Source organism: Faecalibacterium sp. BCRC 81149 (assembly GCF_022750605.1).
Lineage (GTDB): Bacteria > Bacillota > Clostridia > Oscillospirales > Ruminococcaceae > Faecalibacterium > Faecalibacterium duncaniae.
In genome coordinates, this window is sequence record NZ_QXJA01000002.1 from 233510 (window position 1) to 250629 (window position 17120).

Consider the following 17120-nt stretch of genomic DNA (forward strand, 5'->3'; position numbering starts at 1 on the left):
GAATGCAGGGGAGTTTTTATGTTACAGGCTCAGGCCTGCGTTTTTTTACTGCTCCGGAGCGGTGAAGCTGATGGGGGTAGCACCTGCAGCAGCGTCAACGCTCAGCAGGGAGATGGGAGCAACCTCGTAGCCCAGGGTGTCGAAGCTCTGGGTGTCGCCGCCCTCGGTGGTGAACTCCAGGACATACTCAGCGCTCTTGTCAGCATCCTCGGGCAGGGTCAGCACAACGCTGTCGCCGTCAGCCAGGCCGTCAGCAGCCAGGTTCTCGCCCTTGTCCTCAGAGCCAGCAGCGTACAGGTACAGGCCGGTGACATTCTCGCCGGTGGTGTTGTAGACAGTGTACTCGGCGGACTCGACCTCGGCCTCGCTGGAAGCTGCCTCAGAGCTTGCAGCCTCAGAGCTTGCAGCCTCAGAGGAAGCGGCAGCGGAAGAAGCAGCGGAAGAAGCGGTGGTGGAAGAAGCAGAACCGCCGCAAGCGGTCATACCAACAGCCAGTGCCAGAGCAGCGGCAACAACAGCAACATTCTTGAGTTTCATTGTGTAATCTCTCCTTGTTCGTGACGAAAATCTTTTCTCGTGGGCAGCTCTCGTGAAAGGCTGCCCACAAGCAACTATTATACAAGGATGTGTCGATGAATACAATAACAAATCCTTTACAAAAGTGTGAAAAGTATGACAAAGACCCTCTCCGTCCTGCTGATGCCCGCCAGCGCCTCCAAAAGGGAGGGGCGGCATTGCGAAGCAATGACGGAGAGGGTCTTTTCTATTTCGCTGTGCTTTACTTATTTGGGCTGCTTGCCGATGTAAGCCAGGATGCCGCCATCAGCGTACAGGATCTGGCCGTTGACAAAGTCGGAAGCATGGGAGGCCAGGAACACGCAGGGGCCGACCATGTCCTCGGGGGTGCCCCAGCGGCCTGCGGGGGTCTTGGCGCAGATGAAGGTATCGAAGGGATGGCGGCTGCCATCGGGCTGGATCTCGCGCAGGGGAGCGGTCTGGGCGGTGGCAATGTAGCCGGGGCCCATGCCGTTGCACTGGATGTTGTACTCGCCGTACTCGGAGGCGATGTTGCGGGTCAGCATCTTCAGTGCACCCTTGGCGGCAGCGTAGGCGGAGACAGTCTCGCGGCCCAGCTCGCTCATCATGGAGCAGATGTTGATGATCTTGCCCTCGCGCTTGGCGATCATATCAGGCAGAACCGCCTTGGAGCAGTTGAAAGCACCGCCAACGTGCACGTCGATGACGCGCAGGAAATCGGTGTGGCTCATCTCGATCATGGGCACACGCTTCATCAGACCGGCGTTGTTCACCAGAATGTCCACGGGGCCCACCTCAGCCTTGATCTGGGCGATCATGGCGTTCACGGCAGCCTCATCGGTGACATCGGCCACATAGCCGTGTGCGTCGATGCCGACAGCCTTGTAGGCGGCCAGGCCCTTTTCCAGGCTGCCCTCGTTGGAGCAGTTGAAGCAGACGGTAGCGCCGCACTTTGCCATGCCCTCGGCAATGGAGAAGCCGATGCCGTGTGCGCCGCCGGTGACCAGGGCAACCTTGCCCTTCAGGTCAAATGCAGTAAGATCCATAAGTAGAACTCCTTTACTGAAAAACCCCGCGCCGGATCGCCGGTGCGGGGTCTTATTTGTGTTTAGCGCAGGTCGGTGGTAGCGATGTTATCCATGTCGTCAAACTCCATGTTCTCGCCGCCCATAGCCCAGATGAACGTATAGTTCGAGGTGCCGACACCGCTGTGGATGCTCCAGGAGGGGCTGATGACAGCATCCTCGTTGTGCATCACGATATGGCGGGTCTGGGTAGGCTCACCGCACATGTGGAACACCACCTGCCCCTCGGGCAATTCAAAGTAGGTGTAGATCTCCATCCGCCGCTCATGGGTGTGGCTGGGCATCGTGTTCCAGTTGGAACCGGGGTCCAGCTCGGTCATGCCCATGCTCAGCTGGCAGGTCTTCAGCACGTCCGGGTGGATGAACTGATTGATGGTGCGTTTGTTGCAGGTCTCCACGCTGCCCAGAGGACGATGGTTTGCATCGGCCATCTTGATCAGGCGGGTCTCATAAGCGCAGTGTGCCGGAGCAGACACCATATAGAACTTGGCAGGATGCTCGGGATCGGCGGAAGCAAAGGTCACTTCCTTGGTGCCCTGGGTAATGTACAGGCAGTCCTTGTAGCCCAGCTCGTACTTCACGCCGTCAGCCACCACGATACCGGTGGAATCCTTGCCGATGTTGAACATACCGATCTCGCGGCGCTCCAGGAAATAGTGGGTGCCGAAGTTTGCCCAGATATCGATGCCCTTGTCGATGGACACGGTCTCGTGCACCGGCATACAGCCCAGCGTGACCATGCGGTCCACATGGCTGTAAACGGCAACAACTTCATCTGCCTTGTACAGGCCAGTGATGAGCATCTCGTCCCGCATTTCCTCGGTGGTATAGCGCTTGAAATCCTTCTGGTTGCAGGAATAACGAATATCCATTGCGGACGACCTCCTGTAACGCTTGCTTAGCGCTGGATACGGCCGGAACCGTCGCCGCCAGCCAGCTTCTCGACCTCGGACACGGTCATCATGTTGTAGTCGCCTTCGATGGAGTGCTTCAGAGCAGAAGCAGCAACAGCGAACTCAACAGCTTCCTGAGTGCTCTTGCCGGTCAGCAGGCTGTAGATCAGGCCGCCGCCGAAGGAGTCACCTCCGCCAACGCGGTCGATGATGTGCAGGTCGTACTTCTTGGAGAAGCAGTACTCGTTGGAAGCAACGTCGTACAGCATAGCGCTCCAGCCGTTGTCGAATGCGCTGTGGCTCTCACGCAGGGTGATAGCGACCTTCTCGAAGTGGAACTTGTCAGCCAGCTGCTTGGCAACGCTCTTGTAGCCCTCAGCATTCAGCTTGCCGCCGTAGATATCGGTAGCCTCGGCCTCGATGCCGAACACGTCCTTTGCGTCCTCCTCGTTGGAGATGCAGACATCAACGTACTGGCACAGATCGGTCATGGCAGCACGAGCCTGCTCACGGGTCCACAGCTTGCCGCGGTAGTTCAGGTCGCAGCTGATCTTCACGCCGTGAGCCTTAGCAGCCTTGCAGGCCTCGCGGCAGATCTCGACAACGTTCTCGCCCAGAGCCGGGGTGATGCCGGTGAAGTGGAACCAATCCACGCCCTCGAAGATCTTCTCCCAATCGAAATCGGAAGGCTGTGCCAGCTGGATTGCGCTGTTGGCACGGTCGTAGATGCAGACAGAACCACGCTGAGAAGCGCCCTTCTCGTTGTAGTAGATACCAACGCGGTCACCGCCACGGGTGATCATGCTGGTGTCAACGCCGTAGCGGCGCAGGCTGTTGACAGCGGCCTGACCGATGGCGTGTGCGGGCAGCTTAGTGACGAAAGCTGCGTCCAGGCCGTAATTGGCCAGAGAAACAGCAACGTTGGCCTCGCCGCCGCCGAAGCTGAACTCCAGGCTGTTAGCCTGGACAAAGCGCTCATAGTTGAACGGCTGCAGACGGACCATCAGTTCGCCAAAAGTAACGACTTTCATTGTGGTGTACTCCTTTATAATCAGATGTGTTTTATATCACCCGCCGCAGGGTGGACCGGTGCGGCGGGAAACGCCGTGGAAATGCTCAGGAACTCAGGCCTGGACCAGGTGCATTGCAAAGCCGGCGATCTCGTCAGCAAAGTAGCAGGCGATGGTCTTGCCGTTCTTGACATTCTTGCTGTCCAGATCGAACTTCACGCCGCGCTGAGACAGGTGATAGATGGCACGGTCAACGTTGTTGCAGGCGATGGCAATGTGGCCATTGGTGCCGCGGCCGGGCTTCTTCATGATCTCGAATTCCTTGTTGCCCACAAAGATGCTGGAGTTGCCGGGAGCGACCTTCATGTTCAGCAGACCGCCCAGCAGGGTGGCGACCTTCATGGCCTCTTCCTCGTTGCCGGTGTTGATGCCGACATGGTGCAGGCGCAGGCCCAGCATGGTGTCAACAGCTTCCTTGCTCTGAGCGGTGATCTTTGCCCAATCGCCAGCCTTGATGACATCGCTCTTGCACATCCAGGTGCCGCCGACAGCGAAGATCTGGTCGTAGCCCAGGTAATCGTTGACGTTCTTTGCGTTGACACCGCCGGTGCACATCCAGCGTGCGCCCTTCAGGGCAGCGCCGATGTTCTTCAGCATGCCGACACCGCCGTTTGCCTCAGCGGGGAAGAACTTCAGGGCTTCGCAGCCCATGTTCATGGCCTGCTGCATCTCGCCGGCAGAAGCGGTACCGGGCATCATAATGCCGCCCTTGTCGATCACGTGCTTGCAGACCTCGGGGTCGAAGCCGGGAGCAACGATGAAGGAAGCACCAGCTGCCATTGCACGGTCAGCCTGCTCGCAGGTCAGGACAGTGCCTGCACCCAGCAGCATCTCGGGCATCTCTTCGTGGATCTTGCGGATGCACTCCTCAGCACATGCAGTGCGGAAGGTGACCTCGGCTGCGGGCAGGCCGCCCTCGGCCAGAGCCTTGCACAGGGGCAGGGCCTCGTCCACGCTGTTGAAGGCGATAACAGGGATAATGCCGATCTGATAGACCTTTTCAACGATGGGATTCATAACGCATTTCTCCTTTTTATTTGACACTCAGGGCGGGGCAGGGCCGGATGGACACACTCTCCCCACCATACGTTCACAGTATTAGTATAAACGACCCGGCCGCTTTTGGTAATGCTCAACAAGCACAATGTTTTGCATAAGAGCTTGTATACATTGCACAAAAATGCCCAACGGTCACAGTCCGAGCCGCTCAAACAGCTCTGCAACGCCATCGTGGTCATTGTCGCAGGTGCTGACGATATCCCCCAGTGCCCGGATCTCGGGCAGAGCGTTGGCCATCACGGCGGCCACACCGGCCCGGGCCAGCATGGCGCGGTCGTTGTCGCTGTCGCCGATGGCAAGGGTGGCCTCCCGGGGGATGCCGAGCCGGTCGGCCAGAGCCAGCAGGGCGGTACCCTTGTCCACCCCTGCGGCGGTGACCTCTACATTGTCCGGGGCACCCTGTACGGCCTCGATGCCGGGAAACGCCCGGAAACGGACGAGAGCGGCCTGTGCGATCTCGATGCTGTCGAAGAACATACAGAATTTTTCCACTTCGTGGGCGTGGCGGCTCATCCATTCGTCCAGATCCCGCACAACATGGGTACGGCCATCGTCCGGCTGTCTGGCCTCGGTGGAATGGCGCTGGATATGACGGTTCTGAAACAGGGCCATACCGGTACCGTCCAAATAAGAGCGCCCGTCCGAAAAAATGCTCAGTGGGCCATGATATTCCCGGTAGAGGGCAAACACTTCCCGGGCGGTTTCCGGGGGCAAACAATGACGCTCCAGCAGAACCGGTTCATGGGTCGGACGCTGGGCGGCATCGGAGTAACGGCTGTATACGGCACCCAGCGGGTCTGTGCCCATATCCCAGACAGCGGCACCGTTGGAGGTGATGGCGTACCGGATGCCGGGCAGCTGCGCCACCAACGGCGGCAGGCTGGCAAGGGGCCGCCCGGTGCAGGGCAGCACGATGACCCCGCGCCCGACGGCATCCGCAATGGCCTGCCGGGTGCGGGGGGAGATCTGGCTCTGGGAATCGAGCAGGGTGCCGTCCAGATCAAGGGCGACAAGACGGATCGGGGTAGAAGGTAACATAGTTTCTCCTTTGACTTAAGAACCTCTCCGGCAGCAGCGTAAACATGGCTTCCCTGGCAGGGGAGCTGCCGCAACAGGTGACAGGGGAGAGGCTGATACCCTTATTTTATCCCATAAATAATATTTGCGCAAGTGCTGGTTCTGTGTTAAAATAATCGCTATGCGGCGAGTGATTTTATAGGAGAAAAGAATATGAACGCAAAGACTCTGCGCATGCGGCTCAAGCCCCACCTGTGGTATCAGGCTTACTGGGTGGTCTACCTCGTCTGGTTCTTCTGGCTGGATCTGACCATTACCGACCCCAAATACATCATCCACTCCCCGGTGGATGACCTCATCCCCTTCAACGAGTGGTTCATTTTTCCGTATTGCAGTTGGTTCGTGCTGTTGGCGGCGGTCACGGCCCTGCTGTGGTGGTTCGACACCGCCAGTTATGACAAACTCTGCCTGATGATGTTCTCGGGCATGACGCTCTGCCTCATTATTTATATGGTACTGCCCAACGGCCTTGACATCCGCCCCACGGCAGAAGCCATTGGCCGGGAGAATTTTGCCATGACCCTGATGCAGCTCATTTGGAAAGCAGATGCCTCGGTCAATGTCTGCCCCTCTATCCACTGCCAGAGCACGGCCTGCATGGCCATTGCCTTTTCGGGCAGCACGCTGACAAAGCAGCGCCCCTGGCTCAAAGCAGCGGCCTGGGTGTGGGCAGCGCTCATCTGCGCCTCCACCGTGTTCACCAAGCAGCATTCCATCATTGATGTGGTCTGCGGTCTGGCGCTGGCGGCTGTGTGGGGCGTGATCCTTTACGGCCCGTGGAAAAAGCGGCAGGATTGACAAGAAAAAGTTCTCAATTTTGGCAGTTTCCCAATTGACGCGGACAAAGTGTGTGGAGTACAATAAAAATGAAACTGATATATTAGTAAAACACAAAGATAACAGGCGTGCAGAAGCACAAAAGGAGCGAAGACAGTATGGCAGTTCGGAGCGCCCGCGAGGCAGCCTACGAAACCATCCGCAGCAGGATCATCACCATGGAGCTCAAGCCCGGGGATGAACTGAACGACCACGAGCTGGCCCAGGAACTGGGCATCAGCCGCACCCCCATGCGGGAAGCGTTGATCATGCTCAACATTGCCCACATGGTGACCATCAAGCCCCAGAGCGGCACCTATGTGGCCCCCATTGATCTGGAGCTGATGGAGATGGAGCAGTTTGCGCGCTTCACGCTGGAAAAAGAGCTCCTGAACCGGATCCGGGGACGCCTGACCGGCGAGCAGGAGAGAGCCTACCGGCTGCTGATCGAGCAGTACCGTGTGTTGGAAAGCCACCCGGAGGCCGAGAACCGCGAGACCCGGATGCTGGATCTGGACAACGCCTTCCACCGCCGCGCATTTGAGCTCTGCGGCATGGAGGGACACTTTGACCACATGCTTTCCACCTTTCAGCACATCGAGCGGCTGCGCAAGTTCAGCCTGCAGACGGATGAGAACAAATCGGTCTGTGGTGCCCACACCCGCATCCTGGAGGCTGTGCTCCACGGCACGGAGGAGGATGTGAGCCGGGCGCTGAGCGAGCATCTGCACCGGTATAAGCTCAGTGTGGATCAGGCCCGTGCCGCCCACCCGGATTATTTTATCGGCAACGGCGACACCTGGTAAAAATTCCTTTCGTCAAACTGCCAAAGGCGTGTATTTTGCGGCCGGATGGGGGCAAAATCCCATGTGTGGCCGTTTCTTTGTGTAAAGTATACAAGAAAAAACATCAAAACTTGTCAAAACGTCAATTGCCAATTTGAAACTGATATATTAGAATATAAGCAGGAATGTGCCACGGCATCCGCCGCGGCATTTAAGAAGCAAAGCAACAAACAAGGAGGAACCCACTATGCCTATGAAAATGGGTTGGCGTTGGTACGGTGAAGGCAACGATCCCATCACCCTCAACGACATCAAGCAGATTCCCGGCGTGACCAGCATCGTCTGGGCACTGCACAACAAGATGCCCGGTGAGATCTGGGAGATCGACGAGATCCAGAAGGTCGCCGATCAGATCCACGCCTACGGCTTCGACATGGACGTGGTCGAGTCTGTCAATGTCCACGATGACATCAAGATCGGCCTGCCCACCCGCGACAAGTACATCGAGAACTACAAGCAGTGCATCCGCAACCTGTCCAAGTTCGGTGTCAAGGTCATCTGCTACAACTTCATGCCCATCTTTGACTGGACCCGTACCGACCTGTTCCACCCCGTCGGCGACGGCTCCACTGCTCTGTTCTACCAGAAGGACATGATCCAGGACGATTACAAGGCCATGGCCGACTACATCCTGGGCTTCACCGAGAAGTACAACATGACCTTCCCCGGCTGGGAGCCTGAGCGTATGGCAAAGCTGGACGAGCTGTTCAAGGCCTATGCCCCTGTCACCAAGGAAAAGCTGTGGGAGAACCTGAAGTACTTCCTGGAAGCTCTGATGCCCACCTGCCGCGAGTGCGACATCAAGATGGCCATCCACATGGACGATCCCCCTTGGGATATCTTCGGCCTGCCCCGCCTGCTGGTGGATGCTGAGAGCATCGACCGCTTCCTGAGCATGGTGGACGATGAGTACAACTGCCTGACCCTGTGCTCCGGCAGCCTGAACGCAAACCCCAACAACAATGTTGCTGAGATCGTCCGCAAGCACTGCGACCGCATTGCATTTGCTCACATCCGCAACATCCACCACTTCCCCAATGGCGACTTCTCCGAGGCTGCTCATCGTGACTGCTGCGGCGAGACCGGCATCATCGAGATCCTGCGCGCCTACCATGACGGCGGCTACGAGGGCTATATCCGCCCCGACCACGGCCGTCAGCTGTGGGAGGAAGGCCCCGGCAACTGCCGCCCCGGTTACGGCAAGTATGACCGTGCCCTGGGTATCCAGTACATGCTGGGTGTCTGGGACCTGCTGGACCGTCTGGACGAAGAGAAAAAGAAAGGCTGAGTACTATTATGAAGCTGTCTGATATCAAGAACGGCAATCTGTCCGCCGAGTGGGCAGAAAAGGGCTACGAGCTGCCCAAGTTTGACGTGGAGGCTGTCAAGGCCAAGACCCACGCAGAGCCCACCTGGGTGCACTTCGGCGCAGGCAATATTTTCCGTGCCTTCCCCGCTGCCATCCTGAACGAGGCCCTGAACAGCGGCAAGTATGACCGCGGTGTCATTGTTGCTGAGAGCTTTGACTACGAGATCATCGACAAGGCTTACCAGCCCTACGACAACCTGAGCCTGCTGGTCTGCCTGAAGTCCACCGGCGACATCGAGAAGAAGGTCATTGCTTCTGTGACTGAGAGCCTGAAGGCTGATTACTCCTTTGGCGAGGATTGGGCTCGTCTGGTCGAGATCTTCCAGAACCCCAGCCTGCAGATGATCTCCTTCACCATCACCGAGAAGGGCTACGGTGTTGCTCCTGCTGACCTGGAGCGCGGCCTGACTCCCGTTCTGGCCATGGGCAAGGTCACCGCTCTGCTGTACGAGCGCTTCAAGGCCGGCAAGCTGCCCCTGACCGTTCAGAGCATGGATAACTGCTCTCACAACGGCGACAAGGTCAAGAGCGCTGTCCACGCCTACGCTTCCAAGTGGGTCGAGCAGGGTCTGGTTCCCGCTGAGTTCCTGGCATACGTTCAGGACGAGACCAAGATCACCTTCCCCTGGAGCATGATCGACAAGATCACCCCCCGTCCCGACGCAAAGGTCCAGGATATGCTGGCCAAGGACGGTTTTGAGGATAACTACACCATCGTGACCGAGAAGCACACCTTTACTGCTCCCTTTGTCAACGCAGAGGAGACCCAGTATCTGTGCATCGAGGATCACTACACCAACGGCCGTCCTCCGCTGGAGCTGGGCGGTGTGCTGTACTGCGACCGCGAGACCGTTGACAAGATCGAGAAGATGAAGGTATGCACCTGCCTGAACCCCCTGCACACCGCAATGTCCATCTACGGCTGCATGCTGGGTTACACCCTCATCAGCGCCGAGATGGCCGACGAGGATCTGCGTCCCTTCATCCAGAAGATCGGTTATATCGAGGCAATGCCCGTGGTCGTTGATCCCGGTGTCCTGAACCCCTACGAGTTCATCGGCGCTGTCATCAACCGCCGCCTGCCCAACCCCTTCATGCCCGATGCTCCCCAGCGTATCGCTACCGATACCTCTCAGAAGCTGGCCATCCGCTTCGGCGAGACCATCAAGGCATATCAGGCACGCGGTCTGGACAAGTCCAACCTGGTGCTGATCCCCCTGGTGCTGGCAGGTTATGCCCGCTACCTGAAGGGCATTGATGACAACGGCAAGGCCTTTGAGATCTCTCCCGATCCGATGCTGGCTGAGCTGCAGGCCATCGTGGCTCCTCTGGAAGTCAAGGAAGGCGAGCAGGACTTCAGCTGCCTGAAGAACCTGTACAGCCGTGCTGATGTGTTCGGTGTTGACCTGTACGAGGTCGGCCTGGGTGAGCAGATCGAGGGCATGGTCAAGGAGCTGTACGCTGGCAACGGCGCAGTCCGCAAGACCCTGCACAAGTATGTTGTCGCCCGTTGAGCGCTGACACGATCCTGAATTAAGCTATCTTCGTTCCCGCGCTGCGTTTTGCTTTGCCGCAGCGTGGGATTTTTTTGTTTTCCGGCATGGCGGAGCGCATGGCTCTTTACATTTGGAGAGCGATTTGCAATAATAGAAAAAAGCGCAGGAGGGTCTGTACATGAAAGTAATGGTTTTTGATGTGGGCGGCACCGGGATCAAGTATTCCGTGATGGATGAGCAGCTGAACCGGACCGATACGGGCAGCACGCCCACCCCGGCGGATTCGCAGGAACACTTCCTGAACACCCTGCGGGAGATCTACCTGCCCCACAAGGACGAGGTGGACGGCATTGCCCTGAGCCTGCCCGGCTTCATTGATGCCGAACAGGGCGTGGTCAAGGGCGGCGGGGCACTCTCGCTGGCCTACAATGTGGGCACGCCTGTCGGCCCCCGGCTGGCCGAGGCCTGCGGCTGCCGTGTCTGGATCGAGAATGACGGTAAAGCGGCTGCCATTGCGGAGCTGGAGCGGGGCGCGCTGAAGGGCTGCAGGAACGCAGCAGTGTTCATCATCGGCACCGGTGTGGGCGGCGGTCTGATCATTGATGGGAAGCTGGTGCGCGGCCGGGACTGCACGGCGGGCGAATACAGCTTTATGAATACGAACGCCGATGCCTGGAGCGACCCTTCCAAGACCATGGCCGGCCAGTGCAGTACCAGCGCCCTGTTGAACGGCTACCGCGCCCGCAAGGGTCTGCCTGCCGATGCGCCCATGGATGGACGCATCTTCTTTGAGGCGGTCCACGCCGGGGAGACCGAGGCCAACGAGGCCCTGCGCAGCTTCTGCCGGGCCGTTGCCGTGCAGATCTACAACCTGAACGTTTTGCTGGATCTGGAAAAGGTGGCCATCGGCGGCGGCATCAGCAAGCAGCCCATCCTTGTGGAGACCCTGAACGAGGTGTATGAGGAGTACATCCTGCGGGGCCATCCCTTCAGCGAAGCGCAGGCCCGCTGCCTGCCCCGCCCGGAGATCGTGCCCTGCCGGTTCCTGAGCGAGGCCAACCAGATCGGTGCCTTTGCAAGCTACCAGAAGGCGTTTTTGGAAAAGTAACGATCAAACAACGGCACAGCGCTGGTGCATCATCGTATCTGCGCTGTGCCTTGATTTTTGGGCGCACCCATGATATGATAGACCCTGCGCGCAGGGCGCGCGGAAAACAAACAAAGGAGTTCTTTTTCTATGAAAACCATGCATAAATTTCTGGCCGTTGTGATCAGTGCCGCTCTGGCTGCCGGGCTGCTGGCAGGCTGCGGTGCAGCTTCCAGTGCCGCCTCTTCTGAGGCCGTGTCCTCTGTGGCAGCTTCCAGTGAAGCCGCTTCCTCTGAGGCTGCTTCCGGGCAGGCCGAGGATGCCAAGGTCAAGGCAGAATTTACCGTGACCAGTGCGGATGGCGAGAGCCAAACCTTTACGCTGGAAGTGACCGATGGCGAGAAGCTGAGCGATGCTCTGGTGGAAGCCGGTCTCATCAGCGAAGAGGAGGCTGCTGCAGGCTTTGTGACCACCGTCAACGGTGAGACCGCCGACTGGGATAAGGATCAGGCATGGTGGTGCCTGACCGATGCCACCGGCGAGATGACCACCGTGGGCGTGGCAGACATTGCGCTGCACGATGGCGACAGCTATGCCTTTGTCTACACGAAGTAAGGAGCCTGTGCACATCCGGGTGCTGCGGCTGGTGCTCAGCGGCCTGATGGGTGCGCTGCTGGTGGTGAGCAAGCAGGCCATGAGCGGCCTGCCCAACATTGAACCGGTGACGCTGCTTGTCATCCTGTTTGCACTGGAGCTGCCCCGGGAAACACCGGGGGCTGTTACGGTGTTCATCCTGCTGCAGGGCGTGCTGTACGGCTTTGGGCTGTGGTGGGCCATGTACCTGTATGTCTGGTATCTGCTGGCCCTGCTGGCATGGCTGCTGCGCCGGATGGACAATGCCCTTGGCTGGGCGGTGTTCAGCGGCATCTACGGCCTGTGCTTCGGCGGCCTGTGTGCGGCGGTGTATCTGGTGGCAAAAACTCCGGCCTTTGCCCTGAGCTGGTGGCTCAGCGGCCTTTCCTACGATGCCATGCACGGCGTGGGAAATTTTGTCATCATGCTGCTGCTCTACCACCCCCTGCGCAGAGCGCTGCAGACAGCCAAACGGCAGCTGAGAGTGAATTGAAAAGGAAGGCATCCTCACCCTCTCCGTCATTGCTTGCGCAATGCCACCTCTCCCGAAGGGAGAGGCAAGACATCACAGAGGACAGATGCTGCAATATCTGGGATTGCCCTTGGCTCCCCCTTTGGGGGAGCTGGCGAGCGTCAGCGAGACTGAGAGGGTGAGCCATCAAAACAGAAAGAGGGCCGCTGCACGGAGCAATGTGCAGCGACCCTCTTTTGCGGAAACAGGTAAGAAAATGGTTTGAGGATGTCAGATTCAGCGCTTTACGTTGAAGGCGGCCATGCCGGGGTAAACGGCGCTTGCACCCAGATCCTCCTCAATGCGGAGCAGCTGGTTGTACTTGGCAACGCGCTCGGTGCGGCTGGGGGCACCGGTCTTGATCTGGCAGGTGTTCAGGGCAACGGCCAGATCAGCAATGGTGGTGTCCTCGGTCTCGCCGGAGCGGTGAGAGCTGATGGCGGTGTAGCCGGCCTTGTGGGCCATCTTGATGGCCTCCAGCGTCTCGGAAACAGAACCGATCTGGTTCAGCTTGATCAGGATGGCGTTGCCTGCACCCAGCTGGATGCCCTTGGCCAGACGTTCGGTATTGGTAACGAACAGGTCATCGCCCACCAGCTGGACCTTGCCGCCCAGTTCCCGGGTCATCTCCTGCCAGCCTTCCCAGTCCTCTTCGTCCAGACCATCCTCAATGGAGATGATGGGGTACTTCTCCACCAGGCTCTTCCAGTGTGCGATCAGCTCGCTGGAAGTGTACTCGGTGCCGGCCTTGGGCAGCTTGTAGAAGCCCTTGCCCTTGGGGCTCTTCCACTCGGAGGAAGCGGCATCCATGGCCAGCATGAAGTCCTTGCCGGGCTGATAACCGGCCTTCTCGATGGCGGCCAGAATGGTCTCGATGGTCTCCTCGTCGCTGGACAGGTTGGGGGCAAAGCCGCCCTCGTCGCCCACGGAGGTGGCCAGGCCTCTGGCCTTCAGGATGGAAGCCAGAGCGTGGAACACCTCGGCGCACCAGCGCAGGGCTTCCTTGAAGCTGGGCGCGCCCACAGGCATGATCATAAACTCCTGCGTGTCCACGGTGTTGGTGGCATGTGCGCCGCCGTTCAGGATGTTCATCATGGGCACGGGCAGGCGGTTGCCATTCACGCCGCCCAGAAAGCGGTACAGAGGCATCTCCAGAGAAGCGGCGGCAGCGCGGCAGGCGGCAATGGAGACCGCCAGAATGGCGTTTGCGCCCAGATTGGATTTGTCCTTGGTGCCGTCGGCCCGGAGCATGGCGGCATCAATGGCGTAGATGTCGGAGGCATCCATGCCCACCACCGCGTCAGCGATGACAGTGTTGATGTTCTCCACAGCTTTGGTCACGCCTTTGCCCAGATAGCGGCCCTTGTCGCCGTCGCGCAGCTCCAGAGCCTCGAACTCGCCGGTGGAAGCGCCGGAGGGGGCACAGCCGCGGGCAACCGTGCCATCGGCCAGAGTGATCTCGGCCTCAACGGTGGGATTTCCGCGGGAGTCCAGGATCTCGCGGCCGATCACAGATTCAATTTCCAGATAGTTCATCACAGTAACCTCCCGATTTTCGATGAGATATTATATAGGTAGTCAAAACTAACTAACTGCCTTTATCCTACCACGTCCTGCACCCTTGCGCAAGAGGGTCTGCGGATGTTTGCCGCTGTAAACATTGATAGGATGCCCGCCGGGGCGGGTGCGTATCCGGCAGAAAGCGGGAAAAGGATGGGGGAGTGTGTGGATTTGTGGGTTTACATTCCGAAGAGGGGACGGTAAAATGATAGATGGACAAGAGAGAACCAAAGATTGAGGAGGATTTTTTTTACATGAACAAAGACCTGACCGTGGGCTCCCCGTCCAAGGTGCTGTGGCAGTTCTGCCTGCCCATGTTCGGCAGCATTCTGTTCCAGCAGCTCTACAACATTGCCGACAGCCTTGTGGCGGGCAAGCTGATCGGTGAAAACGCCCTGGCCGCTGTGGGCAACAGCTACGAGATCACCCTGATCTTTCTGGCGTTCTCATTCGGCTGCAACATCGGCGGCTCTGTCATCGTTTCCCGGTACTTCGGCGCAAAGGACTACAACACCATGAAAACCGCCATCTCCACGGCGCTTATCGGCACGGTGGTGCTCTGCGGTGCCCTGATGGCGGTGGGTCTGCTGGGCTGCCGGAGCCTGCTGGTGCTCATCCGCACCCCGGCGGAGCTGATGGCCGACTCGGCAGAGTATCTGGATATCTACACCCTGGGCCTGCCCTTCCTGTTCCTTTACAATGTGGCAACGGGCATTTTTACGGCGCTGGGCGACAGCCGCACCCCGTTCCTGTTTCTGGCGGTTTCCTCCACGGCAAACATCGCGGTGGACGTGCTGTTTGTGGCTGCCTTTGATATGGGGGTTGCCGGTGTGGCCTGGGCGACCTTTCTGTGCCAGGGGGTGAGCTGCGTGCTCTCCCTGTGGGTGGTGGCCCGGCGGGTGCGTGCTGTCCCGAGTGAGGGGGAGCGGGTCTGGTTCTCCTGGAAGATGCTGGGCCAGATCGCAGTGGTGGCCATTCCCAGCATTTTGCAGCAGAGCTTTGTCTCAGTGGGCAATATCATCATCCAGAGCGTTGTCAACTCCTTCGGTGCCAGCGTGATCGCGGGCTTTGCCGCGGCCACCAAGCTGAACAATGTGCTCATCTCCTCCCTGACCACGCTGGGCAGCGGCATTTCCAACTACGCCTCCCAGAATCTGGGCGCCGGGAAGAACGAGCGCGTCAGGGCGGGCTTCGGGGCCGGTGCCAAGCTGCTGGGCAGCATCTGTCTCTGCTTCACGGCCCTGTACCTGCTGGCAGGCCGCCAGCTGCTCATGCTCTTTATGAACAGCCCCACGGGCGAGGCCATCAACACCGGCCTGACCTTCCTGCAGACGATCGCACCCTTCTACCTGCTGCTGGCCTTCAAGCTGACTTCGGACGGTCTGATGCGCGGCTGCGGCATGATGGGCCGCTTTATGGCAACCACCCTTTCCGACCTGTTCCTGCGCGTGGTGCTGGCCATCCTGTTTTCCGGCTGGCTGGGCGTGAACGGCATCTGGCTGTCCTGGCCTGTGGGCTGGTTTGTGGGCACCGTGCTCTCCATGGTGTTTTATCGTACCTCTATTTACCGGCAGGCAGAAGAAAAAACGACGCTGTAACCTTTTTGACATGGGTGAAAGCTCTTCATGTCACGATGAAACAAAGTGAACAAAATGAAAAAATAACCAAAAATGACACGGTTTTTTTGGTGGCTTTCACATAAAATGCCGGAAAATGCCCGGAAAAGTATGGACGGTTTGTGAATTGCACAACCCGCCCGGCGAGACTATAATGAATACACGCACAAAGCAGGGCGGCTTTGAAGGAAGCGCCCTGCTTTGTGCATCTATCACACGAAAAACTTCCAACAGGAGGATATTGTATTATGAAAAAGATGATCTCTCGCCGCAACTTTCTGACCGCTGCCGGTGTCGTGGCTGCTGCCGGTGTCCTGACCGCCTGCGGCGGCTCCTCCTCCAGCACTGCCGCTTCTTCCACTGCCGCTGCTTCCGGTGACACCATCAAGATCGGTGTGATGGGCCCCCTGACCGGCAACGTTTCCGTTTACGGCCAGGCCGTTGTCAACGGCGCTGCCCTGTACCTGAAGCAGGTCAACGCCAACGGCGGCATCAATGGCAAGCAGATCGAGATCCTGACCGAGGATGAGCAGGGCGATGCTACGCAGGCTGTCAACTGCTTCACCAAGATGGTGGACGAGGGCATCACCGCTCTGGTGGGCGATGTCACCACCACCCCCACTCTGGCAGTTGCTGCCGAGAGCGCAGATTACAACATGCCCATGGTCACTGCTTCCGCTACCGCTGAGGCCGTTACTTACGATGCCGAGACCGACACCGTGAACGAGAATGTCTTCCGTGCCACTTTCACCGACCCGTTCCAGGGCATCAAGATGGCTGATTACGCTTACCAGAAGCTGGGCTACACCAAGGCAGTTGTCATCTTCAAGAAGGGCGCTGACTACAACGAGGGTCTGGCCGAGAACTTTGTCAACGAGTTCGAGAGCCTGGGCGGCACCATCGTCGATCAGGAGAGCTACTCCGATGGCGACGTGGACTTCAAGACCCAGCTGACCAGCATCATGGGCAAGGGCCCCGAGACTGTGTTCTGCCCCAACTACTACGAGGAGGTGGGCCAGATCCTGTCTCAGGCTGAGAGCATCGGCCTGAATGTTCCCTTCCTGGGCGGCGACGGCTGGGATGGCCTGGAGGGCTATGCCACTGCCGATCAGCTGAAGGACAGCTACTTCTGCGCAAACTACGCAAAGGGTTCCAGCCCCGAGTTTGAGGATGCCTACAAGGCCGAGTACGGCGAGGATTACCCCAATGGCTTTGCTCCTCTGGGCTATGATGCCGCCAAGACCGTAGTCTACGGCGTGCAGGCTGCTGAGGATGCCGGCCTGGAGGCCGGTACCGATGAGTACAAGCAGGCTGTCAATGATGCCATTGCCTCCGGCACCATCGAGGGCATCACCGGCACCTTTACCTTTGATGAGCACCACGATCCCGTCAAGAAGACTGCGATCCTGACCTATGTGGACGGCAAGCCCGAACTGAAGGAAATGTTCTGATCCCGCTTCTGCGCC

Annotated in this window: 16 protein-coding genes; 9 read left to right on the forward strand and 7 right to left on the reverse strand. The window is 58.6% G+C overall.

All coding sequences use genetic code 11. From position 1 onward, the window contains the following. Positions 1-45: 45 nt before the first annotated feature. From D3F01_RS03990 to D3F01_RS04015, 6 genes are all read right to left on the reverse strand, one after another. Positions 46-537 (reverse strand): cytochrome C, encoded by a 492-nt coding sequence (locus D3F01_RS03990; protein WP_242886001.1) that lies wholly within the window; start codon positions 535-537, stop codon positions 46-48. Between the two features lie 245 nt (positions 538-782). Next, on the reverse strand, positions 783-1583 hold the full coding sequence (locus D3F01_RS03995; protein WP_156060602.1) for a gluconate 5-dehydrogenase: 801 nt from the start codon (positions 1581-1583) through the stop codon (positions 783-785). Between the two features lie 62 nt (positions 1584-1645). Next, the gene (kduI, locus tag D3F01_RS04000; RefSeq protein WP_005931438.1) at positions 1646-2494 is read right to left on the reverse strand and encodes a 5-dehydro-4-deoxy-D-glucuronate isomerase; all 849 of its coding nucleotides are present in this window, start codon (positions 2492-2494) and stop codon (positions 1646-1648) included. Positions 2495-2520: 26 nt separating this feature from the next. Beyond that, a complete protein-coding gene (locus D3F01_RS04005; protein ID WP_098924630.1) occupies positions 2521-3546 on the reverse strand; it encodes a sugar kinase in 1026 nt (341 codons plus the stop codon). A 93-nt stretch (positions 3547-3639) separates the two neighbouring features. Beyond that, the gene (eda, locus tag D3F01_RS04010) at positions 3640-4602 is read right to left on the reverse strand and encodes a bifunctional 4-hydroxy-2-oxoglutarate aldolase/2-dehydro-3-deoxy-phosphogluconate aldolase (protein ID WP_097770432.1); all 963 of its coding nucleotides are present in this window, start codon (positions 4600-4602) and stop codon (positions 3640-3642) included. Between the two features lie 174 nt (positions 4603-4776). Continuing rightward, entirely contained in the window at positions 4777-5682 is a 906-nt protein-coding gene (locus tag D3F01_RS04015) for a Cof-type HAD-IIB family hydrolase (RefSeq protein WP_242886002.1), read from the reverse strand. A 192-nt stretch (positions 5683-5874) separates the two neighbouring features. Here D3F01_RS04015 and D3F01_RS04020 point away from each other — a divergent pair, with 192 nt between their 5' ends. The 7 genes from D3F01_RS04020 to D3F01_RS04050 all read left to right on the forward strand — a co-directional run bounded on the left by D3F01_RS04020 (position 5875) and on the right by D3F01_RS04050 (position 12460). Further along, positions 5875-6519, forward strand: coding sequence for a phosphatase PAP2 family protein (locus D3F01_RS04020; RefSeq protein WP_242886003.1), 645 nt, complete (start codon positions 5875-5877; stop codon positions 6517-6519). A gap of 137 nt (positions 6520-6656) precedes the next feature. After that, positions 6657-7343: a GntR family transcriptional regulator gene (locus tag D3F01_RS04025; RefSeq protein ID WP_097770429.1), complete on the forward strand. Its 687-nt coding sequence runs from the start codon at positions 6657-6659 to the stop codon at positions 7341-7343. Positions 7344-7569: 226 nt separating this feature from the next. Further along, on the forward strand, positions 7570-8670 hold the full coding sequence (gene uxuA, locus D3F01_RS04030) for a mannonate dehydratase (RefSeq protein ID WP_156058461.1): 1101 nt from the start codon (positions 7570-7572) through the stop codon (positions 8668-8670). Between the two features lie 8 nt (positions 8671-8678). After that, positions 8679-10265, forward strand: coding sequence for a mannitol dehydrogenase family protein (locus tag D3F01_RS04035; protein ID WP_242886005.1), 1587 nt, complete (start codon positions 8679-8681; stop codon positions 10263-10265). A gap of 160 nt (positions 10266-10425) precedes the next feature. Beyond that, the gene (locus D3F01_RS04040; protein ID WP_242886008.1) at positions 10426-11355 is read left to right on the forward strand and encodes an ROK family protein; all 930 of its coding nucleotides are present in this window, start codon (positions 10426-10428) and stop codon (positions 11353-11355) included. Positions 11356-11484: 129 nt separating this feature from the next. Continuing rightward, positions 11485-11949, forward strand: a complete 465-nt coding sequence (locus D3F01_RS04045; RefSeq protein ID WP_242886010.1) for a DUF4430 domain-containing protein — start codon at positions 11485-11487, stop codon at positions 11947-11949. Further along, on the forward strand, positions 11933-12460 hold the full coding sequence (locus tag D3F01_RS04050) for a hypothetical protein (RefSeq protein ID WP_242886012.1): 528 nt from the start codon (positions 11933-11935) through the stop codon (positions 12458-12460). The genes D3F01_RS04045 and D3F01_RS04050 overlap by 17 nt, the downstream gene beginning before the upstream one ends. Before the next feature lie 255 nt (positions 12461-12715). On the opposite strand, the gene eno is transcribed toward D3F01_RS04050, so the two are convergent. Beyond that, a complete protein-coding gene (gene eno, locus D3F01_RS04055; RefSeq protein WP_156072923.1) occupies positions 12716-14014 on the reverse strand; it encodes a phosphopyruvate hydratase in 1299 nt (432 codons plus the stop codon). Positions 14015-14292: 278 nt separating this feature from the next. Between eno and D3F01_RS04060 the strand changes: the two genes are divergently transcribed. Then, on the forward strand, positions 14293-15636 hold the full coding sequence (locus D3F01_RS04060; protein WP_242886014.1) for an MATE family efflux transporter: 1344 nt from the start codon (positions 14293-14295) through the stop codon (positions 15634-15636). A gap of 266 nt (positions 15637-15902) precedes the next feature. Beyond that, positions 15903-17105, forward strand: coding sequence for an ABC transporter substrate-binding protein (locus tag D3F01_RS04065; RefSeq protein ID WP_242886016.1), 1203 nt, complete (start codon positions 15903-15905; stop codon positions 17103-17105). Positions 17106-17120: the final 15 nt, after the last annotated feature.